Annotated in this window: 40 protein-coding genes; 35 read left to right on the top strand and 5 right to left on the bottom strand. The window is 44.1% G+C overall.

The window, feature by feature from the left end:
* The first annotated feature begins 90 nt into the window (after nt 1-90).
* The gene (locus PWYN_RS22950) at nt 91-600 is read left to right on the top strand and encodes a phosphoesterase (protein ID WP_036656684.1); all 510 of its coding nucleotides are present in this window, start codon (nt 91-93) and stop codon (nt 598-600) included.
* 273 nt (nt 601-873) lie between these two features.
* Nucleotides 874-1,296, top strand: coding sequence for a hypothetical protein (locus tag PWYN_RS22945; RefSeq protein WP_036656681.1), 423 nt, complete (start codon nt 874-876; stop codon nt 1,294-1,296).
* Nucleotides 1,297-1,320: 24 nt separating this feature from the next.
* Here the strand turns inward: PWYN_RS22945 and PWYN_RS22940 are convergent, their stop codons facing one another.
* From PWYN_RS22940 to PWYN_RS28855, 4 genes are all read right to left on the bottom strand, one after another.
* Nucleotides 1,321-1,791, bottom strand: coding sequence for a magnesium chelatase subunit ChlI family protein (locus tag PWYN_RS22940; protein ID WP_084146896.1), 471 nt, complete (start codon nt 1,789-1,791; stop codon nt 1,321-1,323).
* On the bottom strand, nt 1,740-3,437 hold the full coding sequence (locus tag PWYN_RS22935; protein WP_084146894.1) for a recombinase family protein: 1,698 nt from the start codon (nt 3,435-3,437) through the stop codon (nt 1,740-1,742). Before PWYN_RS22935 ends, PWYN_RS22940 begins: the two co-directional genes overlap by 52 nt.
* Before the next feature lie 25 nt (nt 3,438-3,462).
* Entirely contained in the window at nt 3,463-4,335 is an 873-nt protein-coding gene (locus PWYN_RS28335; RefSeq protein ID WP_052088318.1) for an ImmA/IrrE family metallo-endopeptidase, read from the bottom strand.
* A gap of 444 nt (nt 4,336-4,779) precedes the next feature.
* A complete protein-coding gene (locus PWYN_RS28855; RefSeq protein WP_036656674.1) occupies nt 4,780-5,127 on the bottom strand; it encodes a helix-turn-helix domain-containing protein in 348 nt (115 codons plus the stop codon).
* A gap of 144 nt (nt 5,128-5,271) precedes the next feature.
* On the opposite strand from PWYN_RS28855, the gene PWYN_RS22915 reads away from it, so the two are divergent.
* The 26 genes from PWYN_RS22915 to PWYN_RS22800 all read left to right on the top strand — a co-directional run bounded on the left by PWYN_RS22915 (nt 5,272) and on the right by PWYN_RS22800 (nt 20,710).
* Nucleotides 5,272-5,523 carry a helix-turn-helix transcriptional regulator gene (locus tag PWYN_RS22915; RefSeq protein ID WP_036656671.1) on the top strand — a complete coding sequence of 84 codons (252 nt, stop codon included), beginning with the start codon at nt 5,272-5,274 and terminating at the stop codon, nt 5,521-5,523.
* Nucleotides 5,524-5,673: a hypothetical protein gene (locus PWYN_RS29410; RefSeq protein ID WP_157261246.1), complete on the top strand. Its 150-nt coding sequence runs from the start codon at nt 5,524-5,526 to the stop codon at nt 5,671-5,673.
* A gap of 131 nt (nt 5,674-5,804) precedes the next feature.
* Nucleotides 5,805-6,320 (top strand): helix-turn-helix transcriptional regulator, encoded by a 516-nt coding sequence (locus PWYN_RS22910; RefSeq protein ID WP_036656668.1) that lies wholly within the window; start codon nt 5,805-5,807, stop codon nt 6,318-6,320.
* 9 nt (nt 6,321-6,329) lie between these two features.
* Entirely contained in the window at nt 6,330-6,620 is a 291-nt protein-coding gene (locus PWYN_RS22905) for a hypothetical protein (RefSeq protein ID WP_036656665.1), read from the top strand.
* A complete protein-coding gene (locus tag PWYN_RS22900; RefSeq protein WP_036656661.1) occupies nt 6,617-6,898 on the top strand; it encodes a hypothetical protein in 282 nt (93 codons plus the stop codon). Before PWYN_RS22905 ends, PWYN_RS22900 begins: the two co-directional genes overlap by 4 nt.
* The gene (locus tag PWYN_RS22895) at nt 6,895-7,149 is read left to right on the top strand and encodes an AbrB/MazE/SpoVT family DNA-binding domain-containing protein (protein WP_036656658.1); all 255 of its coding nucleotides are present in this window, start codon (nt 6,895-6,897) and stop codon (nt 7,147-7,149) included. Before PWYN_RS22900 ends, PWYN_RS22895 begins: the two co-directional genes overlap by 4 nt.
* Nucleotides 7,150-7,265: 116 nt before the next feature.
* Complete coding sequence (locus PWYN_RS22890) at nt 7,266-7,505, top strand: hypothetical protein (protein ID WP_036656656.1); 240 nt, start codon at nt 7,266-7,268, stop codon at nt 7,503-7,505.
* 99 nt (nt 7,506-7,604) lie between these two features.
* Nucleotides 7,605-7,865, top strand: a complete 261-nt coding sequence (locus PWYN_RS22885) for a hypothetical protein (RefSeq protein WP_036656653.1) — start codon at nt 7,605-7,607, stop codon at nt 7,863-7,865.
* A complete protein-coding gene (locus PWYN_RS22880) occupies nt 7,862-9,850 on the top strand; it encodes an AAA family ATPase (protein WP_036656650.1) in 1,989 nt (662 codons plus the stop codon). Before PWYN_RS22885 ends, PWYN_RS22880 begins: the two co-directional genes overlap by 4 nt.
* Entirely contained in the window at nt 9,851-10,894 is a 1,044-nt protein-coding gene (locus tag PWYN_RS22875) for a recombinase RecT (RefSeq protein WP_052088316.1), read from the top strand.
* Nucleotides 10,894-11,601, top strand: coding sequence for an MBL fold metallo-hydrolase (locus PWYN_RS22870; RefSeq protein WP_036656648.1), 708 nt, complete (start codon nt 10,894-10,896; stop codon nt 11,599-11,601). The genes PWYN_RS22875 and PWYN_RS22870 overlap by 1 nt, the downstream gene beginning before the upstream one ends.
* Nucleotides 11,598-11,789, top strand: a complete 192-nt coding sequence (locus PWYN_RS22865; protein WP_036656645.1) for a hypothetical protein — start codon at nt 11,598-11,600, stop codon at nt 11,787-11,789. Before PWYN_RS22870 ends, PWYN_RS22865 begins: the two co-directional genes overlap by 4 nt.
* On the top strand, nt 11,782-11,982 hold the full coding sequence (locus tag PWYN_RS22860; RefSeq protein ID WP_036656643.1) for a hypothetical protein: 201 nt from the start codon (nt 11,782-11,784) through the stop codon (nt 11,980-11,982). Before PWYN_RS22865 ends, PWYN_RS22860 begins: the two co-directional genes overlap by 8 nt.
* Entirely contained in the window at nt 11,979-12,257 is a 279-nt protein-coding gene (locus PWYN_RS22855) for a hypothetical protein (RefSeq protein ID WP_036656641.1), read from the top strand. The genes PWYN_RS22860 and PWYN_RS22855 overlap by 4 nt, the downstream gene beginning before the upstream one ends.
* A 4-nt stretch (nt 12,258-12,261) precedes the next feature.
* Nucleotides 12,262-13,164 carry a DeoR/GlpR family DNA-binding transcription regulator gene (locus PWYN_RS22850; protein ID WP_052088314.1) on the top strand — a complete coding sequence of 301 codons (903 nt, stop codon included), beginning with the start codon at nt 12,262-12,264 and terminating at the stop codon, nt 13,162-13,164.
* Nucleotides 13,124-13,468, top strand: a complete 345-nt coding sequence (locus PWYN_RS22845; protein ID WP_036656639.1) for a replicative helicase loader/inhibitor — start codon at nt 13,124-13,126, stop codon at nt 13,466-13,468. Before PWYN_RS22850 ends, PWYN_RS22845 begins: the two co-directional genes overlap by 41 nt.
* The gene (gene dnaB / locus PWYN_RS22840; RefSeq protein ID WP_036656635.1) at nt 13,437-14,849 is read left to right on the top strand and encodes a replicative DNA helicase; all 1,413 of its coding nucleotides are present in this window, start codon (nt 13,437-13,439) and stop codon (nt 14,847-14,849) included. Before PWYN_RS22845 ends, dnaB begins: the two co-directional genes overlap by 32 nt.
* A 10-nt stretch (nt 14,850-14,859) precedes the next feature.
* Nucleotides 14,860-15,141: a hypothetical protein gene (locus tag PWYN_RS22835; protein WP_052088312.1), complete on the top strand. Its 282-nt coding sequence runs from the start codon at nt 14,860-14,862 to the stop codon at nt 15,139-15,141.
* Nucleotides 15,095-15,253 carry a DUF6906 family protein gene (locus PWYN_RS29685; RefSeq protein ID WP_169744145.1) on the top strand — a complete coding sequence of 53 codons (159 nt, stop codon included), beginning with the start codon at nt 15,095-15,097 and terminating at the stop codon, nt 15,251-15,253. Before PWYN_RS22835 ends, PWYN_RS29685 begins: the two co-directional genes overlap by 47 nt.
* Nucleotides 15,253-15,459 (top strand): hypothetical protein, encoded by a 207-nt coding sequence (locus PWYN_RS22830; RefSeq protein WP_036656633.1) that lies wholly within the window; start codon nt 15,253-15,255, stop codon nt 15,457-15,459. Before PWYN_RS29685 ends, PWYN_RS22830 begins: the two co-directional genes overlap by 1 nt.
* A 128-nt stretch (nt 15,460-15,587) precedes the next feature.
* A complete protein-coding gene (locus PWYN_RS22825) occupies nt 15,588-16,121 on the top strand; it encodes a crossover junction endodeoxyribonuclease RuvC (RefSeq protein ID WP_036656630.1) in 534 nt (177 codons plus the stop codon).
* A gap of 2 nt (nt 16,122-16,123) precedes the next feature.
* Nucleotides 16,124-17,182: a hypothetical protein gene (locus PWYN_RS22820; RefSeq protein ID WP_036656627.1), complete on the top strand. Its 1,059-nt coding sequence runs from the start codon at nt 16,124-16,126 to the stop codon at nt 17,180-17,182.
* Between the two features lie 453 nt (nt 17,183-17,635).
* Entirely contained in the window at nt 17,636-18,112 is a 477-nt protein-coding gene (locus tag PWYN_RS22815; protein WP_036656624.1) for an ArpU family phage packaging/lysis transcriptional regulator, read from the top strand.
* Between the two features lie 80 nt (nt 18,113-18,192).
* Nucleotides 18,193-19,374, top strand: coding sequence for an MrcB family domain-containing protein (locus tag PWYN_RS22810; protein WP_169744144.1), 1,182 nt, complete (start codon nt 18,193-18,195; stop codon nt 19,372-19,374).
* Nucleotides 19,371-19,700 (top strand): nucleotide pyrophosphohydrolase, encoded by a 330-nt coding sequence (locus PWYN_RS22805; protein WP_036656622.1) that lies wholly within the window; start codon nt 19,371-19,373, stop codon nt 19,698-19,700. Before PWYN_RS22810 ends, PWYN_RS22805 begins: the two co-directional genes overlap by 4 nt.
* A gap of 41 nt (nt 19,701-19,741) precedes the next feature.
* Nucleotides 19,742-20,710 carry an AlbA family DNA-binding domain-containing protein gene (locus tag PWYN_RS22800; protein WP_036656620.1) on the top strand — a complete coding sequence of 323 codons (969 nt, stop codon included), beginning with the start codon at nt 19,742-19,744 and terminating at the stop codon, nt 20,708-20,710.
* 160 nt (nt 20,711-20,870) lie between these two features.
* On the opposite strand, the gene PWYN_RS29405 is transcribed toward PWYN_RS22800, so the two are convergent.
* Complete coding sequence (locus tag PWYN_RS29405) at nt 20,871-21,047, bottom strand: hypothetical protein (RefSeq protein ID WP_157261245.1); 177 nt, start codon at nt 21,045-21,047, stop codon at nt 20,871-20,873.
* 107 nt (nt 21,048-21,154) lie between these two features.
* Between PWYN_RS29405 and PWYN_RS22795 the strand changes: the two genes are divergently transcribed.
* The 7 genes from PWYN_RS22795 (at nt 21,155) to PWYN_RS22765 (ending at nt 26,200) form a co-directional block, all read left to right on the top strand.
* On the top strand, nt 21,155-21,886 hold the full coding sequence (locus PWYN_RS22795; protein WP_036656616.1) for a restriction endonuclease: 732 nt from the start codon (nt 21,155-21,157) through the stop codon (nt 21,884-21,886).
* Between the two features lie 448 nt (nt 21,887-22,334).
* Nucleotides 22,335-22,583, top strand: a complete 249-nt coding sequence (locus PWYN_RS22790; protein WP_036656614.1) for a hypothetical protein — start codon at nt 22,335-22,337, stop codon at nt 22,581-22,583.
* A 92-nt stretch (nt 22,584-22,675) separates the two neighbouring features.
* Entirely contained in the window at nt 22,676-23,017 is a 342-nt protein-coding gene (locus PWYN_RS22785; protein WP_036656610.1) for a hypothetical protein, read from the top strand.
* Nucleotides 23,018-23,310: 293 nt separating this feature from the next.
* The gene (locus PWYN_RS22780) at nt 23,311-23,913 is read left to right on the top strand and encodes a hypothetical protein (RefSeq protein WP_052088308.1); all 603 of its coding nucleotides are present in this window, start codon (nt 23,311-23,313) and stop codon (nt 23,911-23,913) included.
* 65 nt (nt 23,914-23,978) lie between these two features.
* Nucleotides 23,979-25,283, top strand: a complete 1,305-nt coding sequence (locus PWYN_RS22775; protein WP_036656607.1) for a site-specific DNA-methyltransferase — start codon at nt 23,979-23,981, stop codon at nt 25,281-25,283.
* Nucleotides 25,284-25,418: 135 nt separating this feature from the next.
* Nucleotides 25,419-25,628: a hypothetical protein gene (locus tag PWYN_RS22770; protein WP_036656603.1), complete on the top strand. Its 210-nt coding sequence runs from the start codon at nt 25,419-25,421 to the stop codon at nt 25,626-25,628.
* Between the two features lie 98 nt (nt 25,629-25,726).
* Complete coding sequence (locus PWYN_RS22765; RefSeq protein WP_157261244.1) at nt 25,727-26,200, top strand: hypothetical protein; 474 nt, start codon at nt 25,727-25,729, stop codon at nt 26,198-26,200.
* Nucleotides 26,201-26,234: the final 34 nt, after the last annotated feature.

Below are 26,234 nucleotides of genomic sequence, written 5' to 3'. Positions count from 1 at the left end.
ACGATTGGGAAGCCGGAGCTTTTTTACATCAGCACCTCATAGTACAATGGCTAAGAAGACTGAAGGATATCGAGAGAGGATTGGTAAATAATGGGTAATGTATTTTTTACATCAGATCACCATTTTGGACATAAGCATATCATTGATTTTGAATCCCGTCCTTTTACAGATGTGGAGCAGATGAATGAATTCATGATAGACAGCTGGAATTCTGTTGTAGGAAAAGAGGATCAGGTTTTTCATCTGGGTGATTTCTCATTTCTGAACAAAGAAGCTACAAAGGCTATTCTCGTAAGACTAAACGGCTACAAAATACTGATCATGGGCAACCACGACCGTGGACGGGGTAGGGATTGGTGGCTTGATGCAGGTTTTGCTGAAGTGACGGCATATCCGCTGATTTACAAGGATTTCTTCTTTCTCTCTCATGAACCTATGTACATGAACAAGCATATGCCATTCGTAAATGTGCACGGTCATATCCATAGTCAGAAATATGAGGGCAACAGTTATTTAAATATTTGTGTGGAGCACTGGGACTATAAGCCGCTGACCTTTGAAGAAATCAGAGCAGCGGTGGTTCCAAGTGAAGAGGGATAAATGATTTTGCCATTCTTGGGAAATTTGGTAATCGCTTAGTCGGCACCGTTTTACCTGTTCAGGCGGGCCGATGAGAAGAATGTTTACTATTGGACACCGAAAATAATGAATAAAGGAGTTTCATTAATATTTTCTTTTTGGTTTTTCTTATGGATGCCAATCATTATTTTGCTACCTTTATCAGTTTTCCTCTATTGGTTAGACGGGGGAACCATGTCAATCTCCTTGTTCAAAGAATGATTTCGTCTTATACCTTTTAATGGGGATGATTGGTTGTTGATTTTCGGAGCTGTAATTTTGACAATACTCTTTGATCAACTGTTAGAGCCAGTAGGTAAGTTTTTTGCACGGTTACGATTTTTTTCTCCTCCCAGCTACCTACCGGCACCATTTAAATTTTTTGATGTATCGCTAAGTAAAAATTGGAGATTGTTTATCTTGTTTGTGCCGATACATATCCTTGCAATGTTTAGCGAAGAGTTAATGTGGAGAGGGTACATTTTACCTTTACAGATAAATACATTTGGGGATTATGTGATTCCTGGCATGTTAATAGCACCTTGGATTGCACAACATACAGGTTCCACCTGGGCCTCATTTGCTGCACATGCTATTCCGCTTTGGATAATTCTACTTCTAGGTATTCTGAACTCGCCGTTAGATGAGGACAATAGTAGTGCTGAAACGAGCACATAAGAAACCACCCCAATGATTTGTTTGTCACTCCTCAACCAACACCTGACGATCCAAATTGCGGTATTGAACAGCTTCCGCCAGGTGTGCGGAGGTAATTTTAGAGGCCCCGTCCAGATCGGCGATGGTGCGTGACAGCTTGATAATGCGGTCATGCGCACGCATGCTAAGTCCAAGCGTCTCCAAGATATGATGAAGCATTTCGGCTTCTTCCGCTCCAAGTCTGGCAAAGCGGCGGAGGGCTGCGCCGGACAGTTCACTATTCCATGATATGGATAGATTCTTGTACCGTTGAAGCTGAAGGGCTTGCGCTGCAGCAACTTGCGTCCGCATTTCCATAGAAGAGAGGACAGGGCCTTGGCGGTCCAATTCTTTAGGTCGGGGTACATCAACCTGCAGGTCGATACGATCAAGCAGGGGGCCGGAGATTTTGGAGCGATATAGAGCTATACGAGCCGGACTGCAGGTACACCGCTGTTGAGGATTCCCGCTCCCCAGAAATCCGCAATGACAACCGTGCGTGGAACACCTTTGGAATTATAAAACGAGTAGCGAACATTTACGGAAGCTTTTTTCCTACCTCCACCAGGGGGATCTATGGTTTCAATTATAATCTCTTGGACCAATGTTTTTACAATCTCTCTTCGAGTTTCAAATGAAGGACTGCCTTCTATTTTTGACCGTAACTTATTCAGCATAATTTCAGCAGAATCGAACTGGTAGGAGTGGTCTTTCTCAGCTTCCATTAATTTGTCTAATTCTTTTAAGCGCCGTTCTAAAGTGTTTGTCTCCGTTAAAATATCTTGGAGCTGTATTTCAACATCTGTTGCTTTAATCATCTTTTGTCGGTAAAGGGAAAGAATACCTTGTCGTTCAGGTTCTTTATCTTTTAAGCCTTTAAGTATCATTTCTTTTTCTTGCAAATAATTAGCTGTATGAGACTTCCTTAAATTCAGTCCTTGCTCAAATTCTTTGAGAGCTTCACCGGGATTGCGGATAAAGCGAACACATTCATCCCAAACCATTTCTTCAATCCACTCACAAGGAATGTTCTTAGAATAACATTTCCCTTGAAGCGGCCCCTTATAAGCCGTCTTACCTCCGCAGAGATAATAAGCCTGAGGTTTATTTTTTGCACCTTTAAATGCTCCTCCATGATAGGTCAATCCACAACAACCGCATCTAATTAAACCTCGTAGAAGATAATGACGTGTTTGGTTACGGAAAGCTTCAATTTGATTATCTCTTAGGACTTGCTGGGCGAGCTGCCAAGTATCTTCTGAGACGATTGATGCAACTTCTCGAATGATTGTTTCCCGTTCTCTAGTGGCCCGCTTTCCGTACTCATGCACGCCTTTATAGGTAGTGTTGACAATCATGTTACGAATGCGGCCAGGGCTCCAGACTCCAGCTGTGTTCTCCTTACGCTTACCTTTCTTGACTTGACGCCCGTGGATTACATATGAAGGTGGTATCTTTAGTGCATTTAAGTAATCAGCTGCTTTGATAGTCGACAACTTTTGATCAGCGATAAGATGATAAATAAGTCTAATAACTCCTGCTTCGGACATGTCCTCTTTACCAGGTAGAGGTTCTTCATTAACTTCTAGGAACCGTTCGCTGTTCACTTTATAACCGTATGGGATTATACCGCCAAGCCATTTACCTAGTCGCGCATGCCTGTTAGCTCCGTGCCACAATGTCTCCAGTAAAGTATCTCGATCAAACTCAGCTTGTCCAGCAAGTACGGTAATAATAAATCTACCCATTGGATCCCCAGTGTCAAATGGTTCTGTCATGCTTTTAATTTTAACTCCGTGCTCTTCAAGTTGGTAAATCGCATCCAGAGTTACGCGAGCCTTCCGGCCAAGACGCTTCATGTTGTAAATGAGTACTGTATGGAACCTTCCAGACTTAGCCTCTTCAAGTAGCCGTTTTCCCTGATCGCGCTGATCCAGGCCTATCGTTCCAGTAACACCGTCATCTTTGTACCATTCAACTATGTTCATCTTGTGGAGCTCGCAATACTTTTCTGCAAACTCGACCTGATTTTCTATGGTTTCACGTTCCTGCTGATCGTCGGAAGATACACGAGCATAAACGGCTACATCTTTAACTTGTGTCGACTCAGAATAATTAAACACTGATAACTCCTCCTTTAAATCATTGCTAAAAGTTCAACGCATCGTCTATTGCTTCCATAGGTAGATACAGCCGGCTGACTGATTTGCCGTGTCTCCAGGCCACTCGGGATAAGTTAATGGTGACGCATCCGTTCCGATTTGGACAAACGGAGAGGTCTCCAGATAAAACAGGTGCGGATTCCTTGGACATATAAGAGGGGAGATCGCAGCTTCTATAATTTCGGTCAACCTCAATATGCAGTGGCTTATCCCAATTGAAACCTTCTCGTTGTTCGATCACTAGGGTGTGCGGCCGGGAAAAGTCGTTGTAGTCGTAAAAGGCACGTATCCGCTGAGGTAAGAGACTTCCGTTATCATCTTCTTCTTGTGTAGCTGACTGTTCGACTAAACTGTCATCGATATTTGTAAAACCAGCCAGAAATCGAGCACCGGCAATCCGTTCTCGGATCTGATCCAGACGCTGTTGGGTAAGTTCGGGGTGAGTCCTGAAGGTATGTGCTGCTCTACTGATTGCTTCGCTTAGTCGTGCTGGTAACCGGAAATTCTCAAGCATGAAAAATGGAATAGAAGCATAAAGGGTGAAGCGGTCAGCTTCATTTTCTTGGGCTTCACGGAACATATCGGGCATCCACCGCTGATCGCCGGAGTGACGAACAACGTGGCAGAGTTCATGAAAAAAAATCATTCTCTGGGAGATTTCTTCCTCATTTCGATTCAGAAAAATAACGTAATCCTCATTATCACTAAAAGGTCCGTGATCATAATAGACTACGTCTACACCAAAAATTGTAGCAATCTTCTCGATTGTGAGATCAGCCGGCAATAATATTCCATTTGCCCGATACTGCTCTTCGATCATTTGTTCAAGTGGAGTTTTGAAATATTGGGAAAAGTTCATATGTATTCCTCCTAAATGCGCACGTATGTTCTGTTTTGTGTTGAAAAGAAAAGCCATTGCTGGCTTATTTCAAATTAATGGGATTCTATTGTACTTCTTGATGTCTGCTCCACGGGCTGTGATTTTGAATCATCGTTCATTATACCTATAGCTACAATAAGCAAGCATAGAGTAGAGACTAAAAATTTATATTTTGCAGTTTTATCTTTTTTAATAAGAGCTACTATAGCTAGTGTCAAAAAAGCCGTGAATCCCACTAAACTTAATATCAAAGCGATTATGATTAAATCATCCCATAACAACATAACAACTATTCCAAGAAAAAGGAACGATATTATAGTTTTTATCTCTTTTTTATAGATAATAGCAAGTATCAAAAAAATAATTAGAATAAGCACAAATCATCAGCCTTTTATCAATATCCCCATCGGCTGGGGTATTTGCTCATTTGTTCTTCTCCGCTTGTTCTGTTGCTCTTTTCTTCATCTCTCGATAACGCAGGAGAGCAGCTTCCATCTCATCGATCTCATCTGGTGTGTATTTTTCAGGGCCTCCGTAAAACGAGAGGTTTGTTTCTTCACGACTTGTCTTATCAGTACGACCAAAAAGATAATCAGTTGTAACTTCAAATCGATCTGCGATTTCATTAGCAAGTTTAAACGAAGGCTCTCTTTCGTCACGCTCATACATCCCAATCGCGCTTTCACTGAGTTTAAATAACTTAGCAAATTCTTTTTGAGTTAAGTTTTTGGCTGTGCGAATTTCGCGAAGCCGTTCACCAAAAGTGGCCATATATTCATCACCCAACATTAATATAACACATAGCGTGTTATTTTTTAATAAAAAACACAAAACGTGTTGACAGCACGTTTTGTGCGGTGTATATTTATTTCAACAACACAATACGTGGTTTTCGAGAGGTGGTGTACCAACAAAATGAAAGAAGTTATTGCAAAAAGATTGCTGGCTTTGCGTAGTGATTCCTCAAGAGAAGAAACGGCTCAAGCTATCGGAATCAGTGTTAGTGCGCTGCAAATGTATGAAAATGCTCAAAGAGTGCCCCGGGATGAAATTAAGGTTAAGATTGCGAATCATTACAAGAGTTCGGTTCAGTCAATTTTTTTTGATCCAGAACCGCACAATTCGTGTTCTTGTGATGAACAAATCGTAACGAAGGAGGTGGGGTAGGTGGACAACCCAAGAGGAATTCAGTACATCGCTACTTACGAGCCAGATATGAACAAGATGGTCAAGGCCTTGCGGATTGTCAAAGAAGCTCCAGTGGTTAAGCCGCTGTTAGAACCAAAGCAAAAGCAGAGCGAAAAAGATTCAGCCTAAAAAGAAAACCGCCGAGCTGTACCGGCAACGGCGGGTGAGGGTTTCGGCAAGGGGAATTGCTTAAGAACATTATACATCAGGCCTCTGTCCGATAGCTTCCTACTACTTTGGACAAATGAGGTGAAATTCAATTGTCAGTTGGACATTTTACTGAAGCCCTACAAGAAGTAATGAAACGGAAGGGTGACTCCTTAGCAAAAGCTGGACGAGCTGCACATGTAGACGGTTCACAGATAGGGAAGATCATTAAGGGAACTCGAAAGGCTTCTAAGCCAGTGATACAAGCAACCGTGCAACATTACGATGACGGACAACTTTTCTTAGCAGCTGCAGCTGAGGTAACCGGAGGAGCATCAGTTCCTTGGTTAGATCGCGCTGACCTTCATCCGAGTTCAGCTTACATCAAGACACTTGAGGAGATTAGGGAGGCAGAAAGAGCTTTGCTTGGTTTACCTATCACAAAAACTTTGGAGCAACTGAGTTCAACTGATCGTCAAATTATTAGGGACGGGCTTATGGAACAAATTGAGGCGATAACTGCCCTGACGCATAACGTTGCAGTGCTATGCCGGAAATATGATTTCTCCTACATAGGGCTTTGGAAAGAGCACAGGGCAGAACTGAAAGCTAAAAAATACATGAAATGAGGTGCTGGAATGAAACTAGAGGATTTGGAAGGTGAAGCTAGGTTCGTGGCTCAGAATGCAGAACATAATCTGCAATTAATCAAGCAGCAGGCCGATGTGATTGATCCTGTAAAGCTCGAGCGTAACATCAAATGGCTTGAAATGATGATCAATCTGCATGAGCATGACCTGGCTGCAGCAAAGGCACAAAAGAAAAAAGCCCGCCTGGCAGGGCGGACCGGTTTGAGAACTCGCTTAAAGTATCTCGTTGCGTCCATTTTAACCCTTGATCACGATAAACACAAGGAGGGGGCTGCGTGACGGAACAAGAAACTAAGCAGTTTGGCGAGGCGCTTGCTGAGCGCTTCTGGCAAAAAGAAATGGATCTCCATTTCGCAGAGAAGCGTCACTGGGACGACTTATCGAATGCGGCTTCCACTACGAAAGAGGTACAGGGGACATTCCTGCTTCTTAAGGCAGCTAGTGATAATCATAAACTTTTCCTTGAAATAATCGGCACTCTTCCACATGAGATACGCATTATTTTCTTCAATCATTACAACCAAATCAATGGAAACCAGGGAGGGGATTTATTATGAAAGCAACTGGAATTGTGAGAAAAGTGGACGAGCTTGGAAGGGTGGTCATTCCGATTGAGCTACGGAAAACGATGGAGATTTCGAATGGTGATCCGGTAGAAATATTTGTGAACGAAAATATGATTATCCTTAAAAAATATGCACCAGGATGTGTCATCACAGGCAGTCAGGATGATTTGGTGTCATTTCAAGGTAAGCTGTACAGCCGATCCGTAATCCGGCAAATGGCTCTGCAGGTAGGCATTCATTAAATCGGCAAGGGCTTCGGCCCCTGTCTCGGAATATCGGACCTTAGAAATAACCTTCCTCCGGCCGGTATTCCGAGATGCGGCTGACGCATCAATTACATAGAGAAAGGAGGCATTGTATGCTCCAAGTCATTCAAAAGTTAACAGTGGTTAGTAATCCAACACGAGTATTTGAGGTCGGAACAGAGCATGAAGGTCGGGAAGTTATCGAGATTAAGCAAGTAGGTGCCGAATACGAAGATCACGTTCATTCAGAATTCTCAGTTTATGACGAGAATGACAACCTGATCGCAAGTGTTGAGAACGCACCGGTGATCGTTGATTATCGGCAGATCGTAGATCATGACAACGAAAAATAGCCCACTGGCATGGGCTATCACTGATCATTGACATTCAAATATTTACTTGCCCCCACTATAGCATGCTGGGGGCGCATTTCACAAGAGGGGGAATTAGCCATGCGTGGAACACATTCATTTTTAGTTAATGAAGAGACGGCTGAGTTTTCAATCGATTCGGAAACGCACTTCAACCCTCCAGTTTTGAACATTCAACTGGGATCTGGATCCATTCAACTCCATGCCGACAACGAACAACTTGCTGAATTAGAATATGCACTTAAAACATATCTGGATGGTATTCGTTATCCTGAGACACCCGATCAACAGATGATTTTTGTTGCAGAATGTAGTGCAGCAATCGAGGAGGTAATCGCTTGAAGAGAATCGTTATGGAACGGTTGTCGCTTCGCAATTTTAAAGGAATCAAGGAACTTGTTCTCGCCACTAACGGTGGGGACACGGATGTTTATGGTGACAATGCCACCGGCAAGACCACTGTTTTTGATGGATTTGTTTGGCTGCTGTTCGGTAAGGACAGCCAGAACAAAGCGGATTTTGAGATCAAAGGTTTGGACATTGCAGGAAAGATTCTTCAACACAAGCTGGAGCATGAAGTTGAGGGGGCCTTTCTGGTTAATGGTCGCCCTCGCACATTTCGCAGGGTGTACGCCGAAAAGTGGACCAAAAAGCGCGGTGCACCAGTGGAAAGCTTCGAGGGTCATTCCACAACCTATTATGTAGACGGGGTTCCGATGGGCATGCGGGAGTATCAAGCAGAGGTGGACAAGGTCATCAAAGAGGACCTGTTCAAGCTTCTGACCAGCCCTTCCTATTTCAACGAGCAACTCAAGAAAGAGGAGCGGCGAAAGACATTGCTGGAGGTATGTGGCGATCTAACGGATGGTGAAGTAATCCACGGTCATAAAGATCTGGAGCTTTTGCCAGCCATCCTGGGTGACCGAAATATTGACTCTCATAAAAAAGTGGTCGTAGCACGGTGTGCGGTGATAAATAGCGAAATCAAGGAGTTGCCGGTCCGGATCAGTGAGGTCCAGCGGCAGATGCCAGATGTAACCGAGCTAGATGAGGAGTCCTTGAAGGAGGACATCGGTACATTGCGTAGCCGAATCGAGGCGCGGGAGGCTGAGTTGTCCCGCATCCTTTCTGGTGGAGAGGTGGCAGTTAAGGAAAAGCGACTCAGAGAAATTCAAAGCGAGCTGTTGGACATTAAGAGCCGGCTACAGTCGGATGTACTGGACAAGGTGGCTATTAAGCGAGACGCCGTAAATCAATTGCATCTGGAGCTTGATAGATTTTGCCGCACACTTGAGGACAAGAAGCAGCGAATCAAGCAAAATGAGCGCCTTGCGGATTCACGGCGCCAGGAAGCGGCACGGCTACGGCAAGAATTTGCCGACCTGAAGGGACTCGCTTTTGAACATCCTCAGGATCATGACCCTAATTGTCCGACTTGTGGACAGGCAATCCCGGATGATCAAGTCAAAATTGCTCACGATAAAGCGGAAGCCGACTTTAACCGCCAGCTAGCAGAGCGTAAGGAACGGATTAACGCTTCTGGAAAAGCGGCTGTGGCTGAAGCAACGAAGTTTGAGCAGGAAATTGAACGCCTTCAGGGTGAGATTGAGATCTTAAACGATACATCGGCTAAATTGCAGACTGAACTGACTGCTGCTGAAGCAGAGCTGGAAAACTTACGTTCTGGCGTGAAAGATCCTGCAGCTGATCCGGAATATGCCGGTAAGCAAGCCGAGGCTGTAATTGTCCAACAAGCAATTGAACAGCTAAGTTCTTCCACGCAGGAGGCAGCCGGAACGGTTCGGGAAGAGATCCGAGGGCTTCGCGATGAAGTGGTTGGAATGGAGCAGGACCGCGTCAAGTTTGATGGCTTCCGTAAAGCTCAGTTGCGTATAACTCAACTGGAAGGGGAGGAACGAACGCTGGCCACTGAGTATGAGCGCCTACAACATGAGCTCTATCTTATGGATGAGTTCACTAAACGCAAGGTCTCCATGCTGGACTCCAAGATCAACAGTAAATTCCGTCTTGCACGCTTCCGACTTTTCGAAGAACAAATTAACGGTGGCATGAAAGAAGTATGTGACACGTTGTACAAGGGAGTTCCTTATGACGCTGGTCTTAATAATGCGGCCCAAATCAATGTCGGTCTGGATATCATCAACACGTTGGGTGAGCATTACGGTTTCTCGGCTCCGATCTTCGTAGACAATGCGGAAGCGGTAACCAAACTGATCGATACGGATGCTCAGGTGATCCGGCTAGTAGTGAGTGAAGCAGATAAGCGACTGCGCATTGAGACGGCAGCCATACAGGAGGCGATTTAATTGAGTACTACAGATCAAACAAAGCAACAATCGGCACCAGCAGAGATCACAAAGAAAGAACCGACTGCCTCAGAACGCTTTATGAACAAGGTTGTTTCTGAATTTGGTTCCGGCGTGGGGGAGGTTGCCCTTACTAATTTTCAAAAACGCTTAGCGCAGAATTACTTCATCGCTCTGGATGCCATTCTTAAAACCACTGAGGAAAAGCGGCTGAAGAAGTCGGAGAAATTTCGGGATGCCGTTCCAGTTACCTGGCAGCATGTGAACATGGAAAAACTTGCACGTGATGTGGTGGCTATGGCAAGGGTTGGTTTTGACCCTTCTCAACCGAATCACATTAATCCCATCCCTTATAAAAATAAGAATAGCGGCAAATACGACATCACCTTCATCGAAGGGTACCGTGGTATTGAGCTCAAGGCTACGAAATACGGTCTGGATGTTCCAGATCACGTGACCGTTGAGCTGGTTTACTCCACTGACAAATTCAGACCAGTCAAGAAGGATTCGAAGAACACGTATGAAGGCTACGAGTTCGAGATCGTCAATGCCTTTGATCGCGGGAATATTATCGGCGGCTTTTACTATCACAGTTTTTCCAAGGCCCCAGAAAAGAACAAGCTTGTCGTCATGACAAAAAAGGATATCGAAAAGAGAAAGCCAGATCATGCTTCTCCGGAATTCTGGGGAGGAGAAAAGGACAAATGGGAAAATAACAAAAAAGTTGGTACAGAAACAGTTGAGGGCTGGTATGACAAGATGGCATGGAAGACCATTTACCGTGCGGCCTATGGTGACATCACCATCGACTCTCAGAAGATAGATGACGATTACTTGCGCCTGAAGCAAATGGAAAGTGATTTTGCTGAGGCGGAGGTTGATGAGGAAATCCGGGCGAATGCTAACGGACCGATTATCGATATTACTCCTACTAATCCACCAGACAGTACACCTGATAGTGAGCCGGCAGACTCTAAAGGGAGTCCGGGTCCTGATAATTTCTCAGGTGATGTTCCGCCCATGGAACAAGAGATGGATTTCTAATGATTGACATTCAATGCCTCGGCTCCAGCAGTGCAGGTAATGCCTATCGCATATCTGATGGCCATACCACGCTTCTGCTGGAAGCCGGCTTTCCATTTAAGTCGATTCAGCGGGCGCTTAACTTCCGTATGTCGGACATTGCCGGTTGCTTGATCACACATGAACATATAGATCATAGCAAGGCTGCTCCTGAAATCATGAGAGCAGGCATTAACATTTACACCAGCGCAGGAACGGCGAGTGCCAGAGGGCTGTTAGGTCACCGTCTAAAGGTTATCAAGGCGTTGGAGCAGTTCACGATTGGCACCTGGACAATCCTACCTTTTGATATTCAGCATGATGTCGAGGAGCCTCTAGGCTTCCTGCTTGCCAATACAGCAGGCGATAAGCTGGTCTTCCTAACAGATACCTATTACTGCCGGCATCGCTTCAGAGACCTAACGCACATTATGGTGGAGTGTAATTACTCCAGGGATATCGTCAATAAACGGGTGGCTGCAGGCCATCTGCATCCCGCCCAGAAGAAGCGGCTGCTTCGTTCGCACTTTGGACTTGAGCACGTGAAAGACTTCTTGAAAGCCAATGATACCCGGAATGTTGAGGAGATTTGGCTCTTGCACTTATCGGATGGTAATTCAAACGCAGAACTTTTTAAGAGAGAAATTCAGGAGACTACAGGCGCACTGGTCAGGGTAGCAGACCGATGATCGAGGACAAACCTCTGATGCAGAGCATGATGGGCGAGCGGATCTGGCAGCTGATGCAAGTGGACCAGGAAGCATTCAAGAGGGAGGCTCGGGAGTATTTTGCCCGTGGTTATCCTGGATGGACCATAAAGCGAGTTAAGTACCCCATTGTATATCTGCTGGATGAGAGGGGGCAAGTCAGTGAGTAGTGTTGAGCAGTTGGATTTGTTTGCTGGAACTGTTCCGGAGTTAGCAACTCTGTTAAACGGGATGTATTACGAGAAATCCACAGGTTTATTTGTCTCTTATGTTCTGGGCCGCCGCTATTTTGAGGTAACGCCAAGCAGATGCCTGGGGGATAAGGAATGGAAGGAAAAGACCAAGCGGGAGCGTGCGATATGAGTAATGTGTTGCTTCATGAGAAGATTTTTAAGCAAATGGAATCCTTGCTAGATGAAGCTTGTCAAGGTGGGCATGATGCTGTTTTGGCACATTTGAAAGCCTTGGCCTACTCCCTTGGAGCTCAAGTGGCTGTAATGAGTAGCCCAGAAGAAGTACCGGACAAAATCAATGAGGTCATGACGCAATTTGGCCGTGGAGTACAATCTGGAATGCTTACGACCCATGGGCTTACGGGCAATTTTACAGTTCAGATACGCAGTGTTACAAGGGGATGATTGAATGCCCGAAGGCAGTTACCCGTTTCCGACATACTCAGGGCTTTTGGAGCCGCGACATTATAAACAAATTGGCACAGCGATATGGCTTTTCCTGTGGTGTATCAGCTCCACGACTGCGGAGAAGGAGAAAGAGGGAACTGTCTGGGGCGTCGTCCTCGGGAATAAGCCTATTCGAATTAATGAGCTTGAAGAGATATTTGAAGTCAGCAACCGCACCATCCGTTCTTGGATAAAAACACTCGAAGATCATGGTTACATCCGGGTGACAAGAGCACCTTACGGACTCATTTTTAGTGTTAGAAATTCTAAAAAGTATCAAAACAGAGTGGCAGAAAACTTCCACTCTCCTGATAGAGATCGGCAGAATGTTGCCACTCTGGAGGGTAGTGATAGGCAGAATGTTGCCGATCTCGCGGCAGAAAACTGCCGATCTAATAAAGATATTACAGAGATATTAAAAGATGCTGCTTCTGCTTCTGACGAAAGTCAGATTCTGAAAGCAGTCTCTCAAATTGAAAAGCACTTTTGTCAGAGACGCGGTAGAGGGCTGAATGTATCCCCTACAGATTTTGCCGAAATCAAGCAGATGATTATTGATGGACTACCAGTCGACTTGATAAACAGGGTTGTCGATGATTCCTTTGACAACTACAAGCCGAAGCATAAGCGCGATGAAATCCGAAGCATTACCTACTGCGTCCCTCGCTGCTATGACGAGTGGACGAAGTTGCAGCAGGAAGAGCCCATAACAGGTGCGGTGCCGCACGTACCTGTCGCCATTGGGAGTCCGCAGCCGCAGCGCAAAACGAAGCATCAACGAGATCTTGAAGAATTAGACATGATGATTGAGGAGGAGAGACGACGTGGAGAAACTGGAGGTTATTCTTCTGGTCCGCACCATTAAGGCCAATTATCCCGGGTTTGACCAGTCGCCTGAAAACATTGATCGGCTGCATAAATATCTTCAAGACTTCCCTTATCAAGTGGCCATGCACAATGTGAATAACCACATCTTGACTGAGCGCTTCCCCCCGAACATCGCTGAAATTAGAGGGCGGGTCGGAGAACTATTGGAGCGGGATCGGCTACGTGCCGCCACGGATAAATTATTTGCAGAAATGGACGCGGCGCGTGCGGCTGCAGTACCGCCTCCGCGTGGGCTGAAGGAGAAGATTTATGCAAGACTACTCGGAAATCCAAGGGATTGAAATACCACACAGCGCGGAATCAGAGGCTTCTGTTCTGGGTGCGGTGCTCATCGACAAGGAAGGTGACGCTCTGGAAGCGGCGCTGGAACTATCGTCAGAGGCCTTTTACACTCCTGCAAACCGATTTGTATTTGAAGCTATGGCTGAACTGGCGGAGGCCGGGGAACCGGTCGATGTAGTAACAGTTGCAACAAGGCTGGATGCGAGTAAGCGGCTTGTTGATGTTGGTGGAGTTCAGCATCTCTCCCGGATCGCCGGAGCGGTACCCACAGCGGCGAACGTTGATCATTACATCAGCGTCTTAAAGGACAAGCATATGCTGCGTGAGCTTATCCGCTCCGGTATTGAGCAGATCCGAATGGCCAGCGAGAGCGGCGATGCTGCACAGTCCATTACGGCAATGCAAGTATCCGCAGCTCGTCTGTCAGATCAGGCAGCACCCAAGCAGGAGTTTAAGCGGGTGCGTGATGTCGCGGTCCAAGTGTATGAGGACATGGAGCATCGAGCAGTCAACCAAACAGAGAACGGTGTAACTGGCCTGCCCAGTGGATTCCCTGACTTGGACCGAATGACTTCCGGCTTCCAGCGGAGTGACCTGATCATCGTAGCAGCCCGGCCATCTGTCGGCAAAACGGCATTCGCGCTTAACATCGCTCAAAACGTAGCGGTGAGGACCAAAGAGACGGTCGCAGTCTTCAGCCTAGAAATGTCAGCCTCGCAGTTGGTACAACGGATGATCTGTGCTGAGGGGAACCTGGACGCGAATCATATGCGGACAGCAGCCTTCCTGGATGATGATTGGGCTAAGGGAGCTGAAGCTATTGGGCGGTTGGGTGAGAGTAATATCCTGATCGATGATTCACCCGCGCTGACGGTCCATGAAATTCGGAATAAATGCCGGCGGCTGAAGAAGCAGGAAGGGCTCGGGCTGATCGTCATTGATTACCTGCAGCTCATCTCCGGATCCGGAAAGCGCAATGATAATCGACAGCAGGAAGTTTCAGAAATCTCCCGTACCTTAAAGCAGATCGCCCGGGAACTGGATGTGCCAGTGATCGCGTTGTCGCAGCTCAGCCGTGGCGTCGAGCAACGCCAGGACAAACGGCCGATGCTTAGTGACCTTCGGGAGTCGGGCTCCATTGAACAAGATGCTGATATCGTCGCCTTTCTTTACCGGGATGACTACTACGACAAGGAAACCGAGAAGAAAAACATTATCGAGATCATTATCGCAAAGCAGCGGAACGGTCCACTCGGCACGGCCGAATTGATCTTCCTCAAGCAGTTCAATAAATTCGTTAATTACGAGCGGGCGCATGCGGATCAGTCATCGCCGCCTGCTGGGAACTTCAAGGATATCGACAAGCGCAAATGGGCGTGAGGGGGCAAACATGGACGAGAAGTTTTACGGATATTGCTTCCCGGAGCCGGATGGCTGGCACACACCGTCGGTCACATTGAACACACCGGAGGAAATTTATAGCTACACGCAGCTACACGGTAAAACGGGAATGTTCAGGGAGGTTCGGGTTACGGACTCAGGAGATTTTATGGTCGCGCAGATGATCGATGGCAAGTATGTCTGGCCAGAAGAGTGGAAGCAGCTCAACAAGGAGGAGACTGGGGATGAAACAAGGGAAGCGACCAACACGTCGGCAGAAGGGCGAGATTAAAGCGGCTGGGCTCATTCCAGCAAACTGGCTGATTGAACGGGATACTCAAGACAAACTTATCGTGATCAATCGGGTATCTGGCAAGACTCGGGACATTCGGCGGTGGGCGTAATGGGTAGCCGTTGGAATTACTGGCATGTGTATCAATTCATGATTACCCTGTTTACTCAAACGGGGGTAGCGCCGGACCGGACGGATTTAATTGCCGAATTCACTGAGCTGGAGCCAGCTGAAATAGACGAGGGTATTGCAGAATTTGAGCTTGTGATCGGAAAGCGACAAAGGGGGGCGGACCAGGATGTCTGCAAAGAAGCGTAAGCCAATTGATCCGTTCTTTCATCGTCGTAACTTTTATACCGTGTGGGACGACATTGGACGAGTCGCCGGTACGGTCTATGTACTTGATTCGGCCATGATGCCGCCAAGACAGAGGGGAGCGAAGAATCATGAAAATCATGGGCATCGATCACGGAACAAATTACTCAGGTTGGGCGACTATGGAAAGCGGCAAACCGATTGAATTTGGTCTCCGTGATTACAGCAAGATTGCAATGCCTCATGTGCTGGATGCCATATACCAGGACACCTTCCGGATGATTGAGCAGGAACAGCCTAATTTAATCGTATTGGAGAGGCCGGTTCATTTCAAAAATGCCTCGAGCGTTATTGCCCTGGTCGGTGCTTACTCCATGGTTACATTGGCCGCACTACATATGGGTATCAAGGTTGCTGATATCCGGCCATCAGAACTCAAAATGCAGACAGGTAAGGGTAATGCGGATAAAGAGACGGTCGCTGTTGAAATGCAGATGCTTTTTGATCTCGATTATGACGAACTAGCTATACCGGTCTTATATAAAAAAGACGATCCTAAGGGCAAGTACAAGAAGGGGGATGTTCAGCAGCGGCTGTTCGATCCCTCGGATGCTTTAGCGCTCTGTTGGGCGTACAACCAAAAATATATTAAGGGAGTGGCATAAGGATGAGCTATATCAACTTCAAAGGAACCGTTAAAAAGATCAATTTGAAGTCTGCTGAGGAGACGGAGATTACAATTAGCATCCCGGCTTCCGAATTGGACGGGCAGTATAACACGCTTCAAAGCATGTTGGAGCTGAAGGTTATCGGAGGATTTGATTCGCAGATTGTTACGTACAAGATTATGAAGAATGCGCTCACCGGTAAGCCTTTAACTAAATATATCGTTGATAACACAGGCGTTGTGTCGGTGGCTCAGCCGGATGGTGAACAGCTTGCTATGGACTTGGGATTGCCACTCGAGAAGGTAGAGATAAAAGCGGAGCCGGTTCAAATTGACCTTGAAGTTATCCATGAGTTTATTTTAAGCGGATTGGCTCCGAGCTTCGATGATCTGAAGCATGACTTCTATAGCATTACGGAGAGCCTTTCAGAAGGTGAGACATACCTGAAGCTAGCTGCAGATGCTGATATGGGTGTTGGTGTGTTTGTGGTAATGGTGGACGAATACCGTAAGCGCGTGGCTCCACTGGCTGCTAAGTGGGATGAGTGGCGCACTGGTAAGGTTAAACCAGAGGCAGTAGTCAAAAGAGAAGATTTCGATGCTGTATCTGAGGGAGATGAGAATCCTAAAGATGATAAAGCAGAGGGCAGTCCAGATACCATTGAACCGGACTGGAAGAACGGTGGAGATAATCAGGATCTGGAAGGGAACCAAGATACAGAGATCAGAAACACTGACCAGGATCATGTTCTAGGTGAGAGGGAGAAAGACTCAAAAGAAGGTATATCCGATCCGGCGGACTCAGATATTGAAGCCGAAGTGAGTAAAGAAGAACTGGACGCTTTTATTCTTCAAGAGCGGCCACTTTTTCCAGAGGTTGAATATGAAGGACACCCAATTCCCTTTCCTGACCTTTTAGAAAAGCGCTTAAAGGAAAATAAGGTTTGGAGAGAGATTGCGATAGAGCGCGGCATGACCAGTGGGCAGTTATCTTCACGGTATAATGCCTACCGAAAATTGGCGGCAAAAAGAATGATGGATGGGGGAGGAGCAGCGTAAAGCTGCTTCTTCACTTACAAGGGGGACAGATCGGGTAGATGGTAGAATATTACGATTGAAAAATAAAAAAAGACACCACAAGGTGTCTTAGTACAGATACTTTTCGCTCGAATCTCACGAGCTCGTCAGTGAACTGAGTCCATAAGCAAGACTGGCTACGGCAAACAGATGAAGAGATACAGTAATATCAATGTTGAAATGTGCGGAAATATTAATATTCATAGATAACCACGCTCCTACAGTAAACATAGACATTAAGATAACTTTATAAATCATTTGGCTTGCCATCATCAGTGCCAGGTAGCCATCCTGTACAGACGCTTTAGCGTTTCGGCAATTATAGTATACTTAATATTTTGTGTTTTGCAAACCAAAGACCCCCATATCCTTGGCCGGGGCGGGGGTCCAAACTCTTACCTTCATTCGAATTATACCACGAGTGAGGGGATTATCATGGGGAAAAGCGACAAATTAGCAATCCAACTGGCTTTTGACATCCTCCCGATCGACGAAATTGAGACCCGTCGGAGGGTGGAAGAGCATTTGGAGACGATACGTGTATATCGGCAGATTGGATTCGTACGGCGGCAGGCAGCATTAACGGCCAGTCCGGAACCGCGGTATCACGGGTCAACCAATGCGATTAGCCGAACGACGGAGAACATAGCGATATGGAATACAGATAGAGCAGCGGAACTAGAGCAGCAGTCGAAGCTACTTGATTTGGCAATGGGGAGGCTTAAGAAGGCTGAGCGGGAGATAATCCAACTACGTTATTTGGATTATGAAGACGAATATGATTCGATTCTCTGTGGGGAATTGGGAATGAGTGAACGGAAATATCGAAGGGTGAAGTCGAGGGCAATTTATATATTGGCTTGTGCACTAGGAATTGAAGTTTATAGGGAGAATAAGAAGGATGCTGAATAACCAGCATCTTTTTTTATGCCTGGTATTGGAAAATGTCGGAATTTTAGATAGGATGGATGTTATAAGAGAGGATGTTAACTATGGGGGAAATAGGAAACTTGAGTAGAAGTGATAGTAATTTTCAAAGTAGCTGCAAAGTAATACTTGAGTCGTTTTCTCAAGCTAAGCGGGAAGAGTTCACAGCACATGGAATTGCGATTCATATTAGATCAACAATACCACCAATTCTTCTAAAAGAGGCTAAATTAGATCAGTCAATGTATAGAGTTCAAGGTTCACCTGGTCAGGGGAATTGGGCAGATGTACCTTGGGTAGCAGTTTTTAATAAACAGAAAAATGTGGAAGCTACAAAGGGTTATTACATTGTTTTTGTATTTCGTTCAGACTTCAAAGGTTTTTACATTAGTTTAAACCAAGGGTGTACTTATTTTCATGAGAAATATAAGGAAAAATTGGGGAATGAAAAATTAGGTATAGTTTCAAATAAAGTACGTGAGTTATTACATACAATACCAAAAGAACAAGGTTTGATTAATATTGACTTAGTGAGTCAAGGAAGGTTAGCAAAAGGATATATGAAAGGACATATCTGTGGAACTTATTATGATCAAGACAATTTACCAGACTCAAAAAAAATTATTGAAGATCTAGAAGAACTTTTGATTACTTATGAAGAATTGCTTGTAATAATGAATGGTCGGACTCTTGAACAATTTAATGACTATTTGCTTTTAAACGATGATCAGTACTATTTAGAAGATGAAAGTAGTGAAGAGAAGTTCCAAGAAACACTTCTGGAAATTGAGAAAAAAAATCAGAATGTTCCGAACTATATTGAAGAGAATCCAGAACTGAGACCGCCTGCATTGGTTGATAAAGGTGGTAGTGAAAAATGGCCTAGAGATTCAAAAAAAGCATCTAGAGCTCTTAGAAATAATAATTTCAAATGTTCATTTGACGATTCGCATAGTACTTTTATTTCTAAAAAATCTGGGAAGTTTTACGTAGAAGCTCATCATTTTATACCAATGGCTCAACAGAAGAGTTATAAGTATAACCTAGATAGAGTCGCTAATATCTTTGCTCTGTGCCCAAATTGTCATAGAATGGTTCATCACGGGAGGGATAATGACAAAGTTATCGTTCTACGGAAGTTGTACAAGGATCGGATTCACAAACTAGAATCATTAGGGTTAGGCATAACGTTTACAGATCTGTGCAAAGCTTATGGGATTAGTAAAGGAGGAAATGATCTGCTATGAATGAGTTAATAGAAAAAATACTTGAATTTAGACAAGAGCGAGATTGGGAACAGTTTCATAACCCGAAAGACTTAGCAATCTCTTTGAATTTAGAAGCTTCGGAATTACTAGAGTTGTTTCAATGGAAAACAAGTGAAGAAGCGTTGGAGAATAATATTGATAAGATTAGGGATGAATTAGCGGATATATTCTATTACATATTGCTCATCAGTAATGACTTGGGAATCGATCTAGAAGATGCTTTGCGAAATAAAATGATAGTTAATGAAGAAAAGTACCCTGTTGATAAAGCTTATGGCTCAAATAAGAAATATACAGAATTATAGAAGAAGTCTTATAAACCTGAAAGTAAGAAAGGGTTGTATTAATGGTCAACGCATTTTCAATCTATCAGAGGATAATTGACGGAAGATACTCTGGAATAAAATCAATGATAGGCAGCCGCGAAGAAAACTTATTTCTTGATTTTAAACAAAAGAGTGCTGCTCAAGTTCGAGGTGCTCAAAAAGATGATAGGAAAATATATGCAAAAGCTCTATCGGGATTCTCAAATTCAGCAGGAGGTGTTATTGTATGGGGGATTTCTACTGAAAAGGAAAACAAAGAAGCAGCTGATATAGCAAGTGAGGAAAAACCAATTAAATATATAAAAAATTTCCTTACTGATCTAAATAATTTGATAAATGAAGCAATCGTTCCATTAAACATTGGAATCATAAATCAAGTAATTTACATAAATGATGATCAAGAATGTGATGAGGGGTTTGTAATTACATATGTACCGGAAAGTGAATTGCCACCACATAGAGCAATGCTTGGAGATAACTTATATTACACGCGAGCTGGGGATAGTTTCATTAAAATGGAACATCATATGTTGGAGGACAGTTTTGGGAGAAGGCAAAAACCAAAGTTGGAAATATTTTATAATTTGAACCAACATGAAGGAAATCGTTTTTCAATTGTAGTTGGGATTAAAAATACAGGTAAATATATAGCGACATACCCTTCAATTAGAATTATACCAACTGAAGATATAAAGGATGAACCTATACAGATTAATCTTAATGTTGTAACGCAATATTTTGAAAATGATGAAAGTAAAGGAGTGTTTTTTGCAGGTGGGATTAATGACGTGATTCATCCTAATACATATATTGAAGTTACGATACTTCATCCAAAGGATAATTGGTTAGACAAAAAAACATTATTTTCTTATATGCATAAAAATAGAAATCTTGAATTTAATTATGAAATGTATGCTGAAGGATGTACTTCAGTAATGGGGACTGTGAAAATAGAGCCTTCGAAAATCCTAGAAAGTCTTTCTCTATAGAAACGTGTCCGCTTTTTGACCGGGTTATGACCGCACAATGGCCGTTCACTAGGGTTTTAGCATGATATATTTGTACTGTGGAAATCAGGCGAGAGTGACACGCACGGCTGCAGGAATGCAGCGCTAACCGAGGCGTATCTCCTCTCCCTTTTTTCTGTTGCTAAGACTTCAAAACTTTTTTAGCGACCACTTCGTAAAAAGTTGCGACTTCTTCTGCAGAAGGGAATCTTCTTTCTTCTCCTGTTCCAGCGCCAGCAATTGCTAAGTCGGCCTTAGCTTTTAACCATGCACTAGTAATATCACCGGCAACAGTTTGATATTCTTTTGAATCTGCCATAGATAATCATCTCCTTTCATAGGTCTAAAGTTCGACACCAAAGGAGGAAAATCCTTCCTTTATGACGTATATTGGACTATAAGAAGATATTAGCGGAGGGGTTTCAGATGGCAAGAAGAAAGAGTAAGGCAAAACAGGAAGAAGAATTTATTCAAGGTGTTATGGGACTTGCAGCATTTGGATCGCTAGCTGGAACTTATATGTTAACGAAGTCGATTCAGGCATCGGTTATTGTCTGTGTTCTTGTAGTTGCTGTTGTGGTTGTAGTTTTAATAGCTCGGAGAATGAAGCATGAGGAGCGCTTGAAGAAATCGGGGATTGCAGACATTGATAAAATGGAAGGAATTCAGTTTGAGCAGTATCTTGGTCATCTATTTCGAGCACAGGGATATAAGACTGAGGTAACAAAAGCCGCTGGTGATTATGGCGCTGATCTGATCCTTCAGAAGGATGGGAAGAAAATCGTAGTACAAGCCAAGCGTTACAGTAAGAACGTAGGGATCAAGGCGGTTCAGGAGGCACAGGCTTCCATCGCGCATTATGGAGCTGTTGAGGCTTGGGTTGTCTCTAATAGTGATTATACGACCGCTGCTTATGAACTGGCGAAGTCCAATCATGTAAAGTTAATTAATCGTGAGGCATTAATTGAAATAATTTTGGCTATGAATCCCGGGACAGCTCCGGCACCAAAGGCTGTTATCGCTGCAACCCCGGTGGATGAGATGACTTGTCCGAAATGCGGTAGCACGCTCGTTCTTCGTAATAGTACTAGAGGTCAGTTTTACGGATGCAGCAGTTTCCCAAAATGTCGGCATATCAAACAGATAGAAGCAGTATAACGATTGAGTGAGCAGTGCAAAGGGAAATAGGGGAAAGCGGGTATAATTTGTCCGTCATCGTCATTGGGTCAATTGACTCTAATTTCGGTAGCTTTGTAAAATGGTCTTGTCCTCCTTTGTAACAAAGTCCGTAAAGATTTAAAGCAAAGAGCGTAGCGCATTTGCTGCGAATGCGGAGCGGACGCCGTTCTATAGATCTGGCTCATTGCACGATTGAATTGAATTCATATTCTGAAGTCGCTCATTTTATTGGGCGGCTTTTTCTATTGGGGGAATTGATTTGAAGAGGAAGCAGCAGCGGTTAAAAGATCCGCCGAAGCAGCCAAAGAAGTGCAAAGGCTGTATATGGGGCCGTTGGGAAGGTACGGCTCAGTTTTGTTCCAAGGTAAAATGCCAGAAGGAAAAAACTTCCTAGACGTCGAAATATGATGTCGAAGGGAGGATTAAAATGAACGTCAAAATTGAAGTCACTGACAACGGCGAATCTGTTTTTTATCGAGTGATAGAAGGACAGGACTACATTAGAGCAAATGGCTTTCTTGTAAATGTTAATCAAAAAAAATCAATAATTAAATCATGGGAAGATGATCGTGGTCTTGGCTCTTTCAGATCGGAAATTGAAGCAGTATTAATGTCCTATAAAGAAAATGATGTTAAATTCACTTATGTAGATCCTGACGGCAGAACGTTATTGTGAGCATTTTCAGTGAAGTACCTCTGAGTGCATTTTTCTAAAATGAAAGAACAAAGATTCCTAAATTTTAAATGTGATGTCGAAGGGGGATTTCGATGAGTTCTTGGAAAGAAGAGTTAAAGACAAGCGTTGCAAGCAATATTCAATCTAGATCAGACATTAAAAATGCCCTAATAAATGTACTGAAAGAAATTCAGTCTGAGCTGGGATATGGTGTTGATGCAAAGCCGGTAGGGATTTCACCAGCTGATTGGGCTGTTAAAATTCAGATCCCAAGTATAGGTGTCATTGAATTTGTAATAACTCATAAAGAAATTTCTTCAGCTGGAGGATATTTTGATGATGTAGGACAATGGAATGCCAAATTTCCTGATAATTTAGAAAATGCACTAAAGGAAATTGTCTCAAGTAAAATTATTGAAACAATAGAGTTATAAAGCACCTTCTGGTGCTTTTTTCATGTCTGTATTTGGCCCTCTGTAAGCCATTCTCAGGATTTAAATGAAGGATCGTGCGTTTGTGTGGTGAAGGGCGGAAAAGAGCAGGGTGGGTAGATTATCTTCGTCTCCCGCTGAGTTTCCACCTATCCGAAGATGGGGAAACCAACTCAACTCAAAGAGGTGTTCCCAATCTGCAGATGATGCCTGATTTACCCCAATGTATCTTATAGTATCTATTTGTAAATATATTTCCACTATTAACCGAAGTATAGGGTTAAGGGGGCTGAAAGATGGATCAAGATATTGAGAAATATTTGAGGTGTATGGAAGAGATCAAAGCTCGAATTGAAGTGATAGAGTCACACATACTAAAAGTAAATATTTCGTTATTTGATGTTGAATTTATTTATTTACAATTCAGAAAAATAATCGAACTTATTGCTCTATCTTCTATAGCTGCGAATAAAACGGAATATGGAAAGCAATATCGGGACTTCAAGAAACATTGGAATGCCAAAAAAATCCTCCGAAATTTATTTGCAGTTAATCCAAAGTTTTATCCAGTTCCAAGTAGGCCTGGATATAATGAAGATCAACAGAGAACTGTAGAACTATTATCTGATGGATATCTTACGAAAAGTGATTTAATTGATCTTAATAAATGGTGTGGGGAGATTCTACACGCCACAAATCCCTTTCGTAAAGAGAAAGATTATGAAAAATTCTTCAATGAAGTCCCTGTGTGGATAGAAAAAATAGTAGTACTACTAAATCATCACCAAGTTCAACTGATTGACAAGGACTACGAGCTTTGGATTTCTATGCAAGAAGAGCACTCTGGTAATGTACACTATGCGTTGATGAAAAAAATAGACCAACCCACTAATATTTAGTACTACAAGCTACTCAAAAGAGTAGCTTTTCTTCTGTCTATTAAATAATGAAGGATGAGAGTGAATTGAGAATTAAAAACATATCAGTAGAGCGAATCAATCCCGCCGTATACAATCCCCGCATAAACCTTCAGCCAGGCGATCCAGAGTACGAGAAGCTTCGACGCAGCCTGGACGAATTTGGTTATGTGGACCCGATCGTGTGGAATGAACAGACCGGCAACATGGTCGGTGGTCATCAGAGATACAAGGTTCTAGTCAATGAGCAGGGTCTTACAGAGCTGGCAGTGTCTGTCGTCAACTTGGACCCGGAGCGGGAGAGGCTGTTGAATCTGGCACTGAATAAAGTATCTGGCCACTGGGATGATGAGGCACTGGCCCGGTTGCTTGGTGAGCTGCAGGAAGGTGGTGCGGATCTGGCTTTGTCCGGTTTTGATCCGGATGAGATCGGTGAGTTGATTACAGAGTTTGGCGGCATGCCGGATACTGAGATCGATCAACTGGTTGTTGAAGATGATTTCGACGTGCAGGGGGCTCTTGATCAGATCAAGGAGCCGGAGACGCGTCGCGGTGATGTGTGGCAGCTCGGACGTCACATTCTAATGTGTGGTGACTCTACGGATGCTGAGGATGTTGCCAAGCTGATGGACGGGGTGAAGGCTGCTCTGGTTGTGACGGACCCACCGTATAATGTCGCGGTGCAGAGCGGCTCTGCCCGCCTGGTTGAAGCCGGCACCAGCTCAATAATGAACGACGATATGCCCACAGAGGAGTTTGCGGGCTTTTTGCATGCAGTCTTCGAACAGTACGCCGTGGCCATGGAACCGACCGCAGCAATCTATGTATTCCATCCATCGTCCTATCAGCGAGAGTTTGAAGACGCGATGAACGCCGCAGGGATTACTATTCGTTGCCAATGTATTTGGGTTAAGAATGCAGCGACGTTCGGCTGGGCTCAGTATCGCTTCAAGCATGAACCGGTGTTTTATGCTCACATGAAGGGGAAGGCTCCGGCTTGGTGCGGCGACCGTAAGCAGACCACTGTATGGCGGGCCGGCTTACCGGCGGAAGATCCACTTCCGGAAACAGTTTGGGAGGTTTCGAAGGGGGATGTGACTAAATATGTGCACCCTACGCAGAAGCCATTGGAACTCCTGGCAATTCCGATTCGGAACAGTAGCAGGCGCGGGGACACGGTTGCTGACTTCTTTGGCGGTAGCGGCTCCACCATGATGACCTGTGATCAGCTTGATCGCTCCTGCAGGACAATGGAGCTTGATCCGGTATTTTGTGATGTGATTAAATTACGGTACCAGGCTGCGACCGGCACAGAGCCGGTGCTGCTTCATCGCTCTGATCCCGTTGCATAATTAAAAGGAGGACGCGCTAACGTCCTCCCGATCATCCAGGGTATCCCCCGGCTGAGACAGCGGCGCGCCACGCGTGGCATTTTCGGACATCCGCTGTCTCGTTTCCAATACTACATGGAAGCCGAGGGGAACACAATGGGAACAAAAGATGAACTTTTATTGCAATATGAGCTTGAAGTCATGGCCGGAATCCTTGAGAGCAAGGCACAGTACCGGAAGATCGTTAAGGCCGGCATAGCCAAGTGGGTAAAGGACTTTCAGGACGGTCGGATTGAGATTAAGACGGTTGATGATCTGAAGAAGTTGATTGAGATAGATATTGAGCTGCAGAAAGATGAATTGTAGTTTATTATTTGTGTTTTAAGTAAGCGAATATGCCCAATCTTACATTTTTTCGTCTTGGTCTGATTTATCCTTAAGAGAAAAACATAAGGGATGATATAATGGGCGCTTCTTCTTCACATGGACAAAGGCAAAAAGGGGCAGGGTTTATATTTTGGTTTATAGGATGTTGTTATTTGTTTATAACAATTGGTACTTTCGGTATTCTATATCGTGATGGGATCTATAAAACGGAGAATGCTGCTACCTCTGTACCCTTATTAAGGGAGCTGCTGAAAACTATGGCTACTATGAATATTACAATTGCATTAGGTCTAGCGGCATTATTATTCTCTATTATTACAGTGAATAACAAAGTGAATACGAATAGTGGTGTGAAAAAGGATGTAATAACTATTTCCAGACCTTATTTAATGTTTCTTTTATTAAACTCAGTAATAGTTATGCTTAGTAGTATAGATTTATATGTAACTAGTATAGTATCAGTTTTGACTTCGTTGTTGGTGAACACAGTCTTAGTTTTGCTTGCTAGTTCTGTATATAAGTTCATGAAAAAAGTTCTATTGTCGACATGATACTTTAATGTTTATCAATAAAAATCAGTAACTA

Source organism: Paenibacillus wynnii (assembly GCF_000757885.1).
GTDB lineage: Bacteria > Bacillota > Bacilli > Paenibacillales > Paenibacillaceae > Paenibacillus_AQ > Paenibacillus_AQ wynnii.
The sequence above is the reverse complement of the archived record's forward strand: the minus strand, read 5'-3'. Positions and strand labels throughout refer to the sequence as shown.

Coding starts and splice junctions, on each gene's coding strand:
- PWYN_RS28855 (WP_036656674.1), bottom strand. CDS start 5,127: ATGGCCACTTTTGGTGAACGGCTTCGCGAAATTCGCACAGCCAAAAAC.
- PWYN_RS22915 (WP_036656671.1), top strand. CDS start 5,272: ATGAAAGAAGTTATTGCAAAAAGATTGCTGGCTTTGCGTAGTGATTCC.
- PWYN_RS22855 (WP_036656641.1), top strand. CDS start 11,979: ATGAGTAATGTGTTGCTTCATGAGAAGATTTTTAAGCAAATGGAATCC.
- PWYN_RS22795 (WP_036656616.1), top strand. CDS start 21,155: ATGGCAAGAAGAAAGAGTAAGGCAAAACAGGAAGAAGAATTTATTCAA.
- PWYN_RS22765 (WP_157261244.1), top strand. CDS start 25,727: ATGGGCGCTTCTTCTTCACATGGACAAAGGCAAAAAGGGGCAGGGTTT.
- PWYN_RS22770 (WP_036656603.1), top strand. CDS start 25,419: ATGGGAACAAAAGATGAACTTTTATTGCAATATGAGCTTGAAGTCATG.
- PWYN_RS22830 (WP_036656633.1), top strand. CDS start 15,253: ATGGGTAGCCGTTGGAATTACTGGCATGTGTATCAATTCATGATTACC.
- PWYN_RS22885 (WP_036656653.1), top strand. CDS start 7,605: ATGCGTGGAACACATTCATTTTTAGTTAATGAAGAGACGGCTGAGTTT.
- PWYN_RS22905 (WP_036656665.1), top strand. CDS start 6,330: ATGAAACTAGAGGATTTGGAAGGTGAAGCTAGGTTCGTGGCTCAGAAT.
- PWYN_RS22850 (WP_052088314.1), top strand. CDS start 12,262: ATGCCCGAAGGCAGTTACCCGTTTCCGACATACTCAGGGCTTTTGGAG.
- PWYN_RS22950 (WP_036656684.1), top strand. CDS start 91: ATGGGTAATGTATTTTTTACATCAGATCACCATTTTGGACATAAGCAT.
- PWYN_RS22835 (WP_052088312.1), top strand. CDS start 14,860: ATGGACGAGAAGTTTTACGGATATTGCTTCCCGGAGCCGGATGGCTGG.
- PWYN_RS22815 (WP_036656624.1), top strand. CDS start 17,636: ATGGGGAAAAGCGACAAATTAGCAATCCAACTGGCTTTTGACATCCTC.
- PWYN_RS29405 (WP_157261245.1), bottom strand. CDS start 21,047: ATGGCAGATTCAAAAGAATATCAAACTGTTGCCGGTGATATTACTAGT.
- PWYN_RS22865 (WP_036656645.1), top strand. CDS start 11,598: ATGATCGAGGACAAACCTCTGATGCAGAGCATGATGGGCGAGCGGATC.
- PWYN_RS22820 (WP_036656627.1), top strand. CDS start 16,124: ATGAGCTATATCAACTTCAAAGGAACCGTTAAAAAGATCAATTTGAAG.
- PWYN_RS22785 (WP_036656610.1), top strand. CDS start 22,676: ATGAGTTCTTGGAAAGAAGAGTTAAAGACAAGCGTTGCAAGCAATATT.
- PWYN_RS22800 (WP_036656620.1), top strand. CDS start 19,742: ATGGTCAACGCATTTTCAATCTATCAGAGGATAATTGACGGAAGATAC.
- PWYN_RS22895 (WP_036656658.1), top strand. CDS start 6,895: ATGAAAGCAACTGGAATTGTGAGAAAAGTGGACGAGCTTGGAAGGGTG.
- PWYN_RS28335 (WP_052088318.1), bottom strand. CDS start 4,335: ATGAACTTTTCCCAATATTTCAAAACTCCACTTGAACAAATGATCGAA.
- PWYN_RS22780 (WP_052088308.1), top strand. CDS start 23,311: ATGGATCAAGATATTGAGAAATATTTGAGGTGTATGGAAGAGATCAAA.
- PWYN_RS22810 (WP_169744144.1), top strand. CDS start 18,193: ATGGGGGAAATAGGAAACTTGAGTAGAAGTGATAGTAATTTTCAAAGT.
- PWYN_RS22890 (WP_036656656.1), top strand. CDS start 7,266: ATGCTCCAAGTCATTCAAAAGTTAACAGTGGTTAGTAATCCAACACGA.
- PWYN_RS22870 (WP_036656648.1), top strand. CDS start 10,894: ATGATTGACATTCAATGCCTCGGCTCCAGCAGTGCAGGTAATGCCTAT.
- PWYN_RS22790 (WP_036656614.1), top strand. CDS start 22,335: ATGAACGTCAAAATTGAAGTCACTGACAACGGCGAATCTGTTTTTTAT.
- dnaB (WP_036656635.1), top strand. CDS start 13,437: ATGCAAGACTACTCGGAAATCCAAGGGATTGAAATACCACACAGCGCG.
- PWYN_RS29685 (WP_169744145.1), top strand. CDS start 15,095: ATGAAACAAGGGAAGCGACCAACACGTCGGCAGAAGGGCGAGATTAAA.
- PWYN_RS22825 (WP_036656630.1), top strand. CDS start 15,588: ATGAAAATCATGGGCATCGATCACGGAACAAATTACTCAGGTTGGGCG.
- PWYN_RS22805 (WP_036656622.1), top strand. CDS start 19,371: ATGAATGAGTTAATAGAAAAAATACTTGAATTTAGACAAGAGCGAGAT.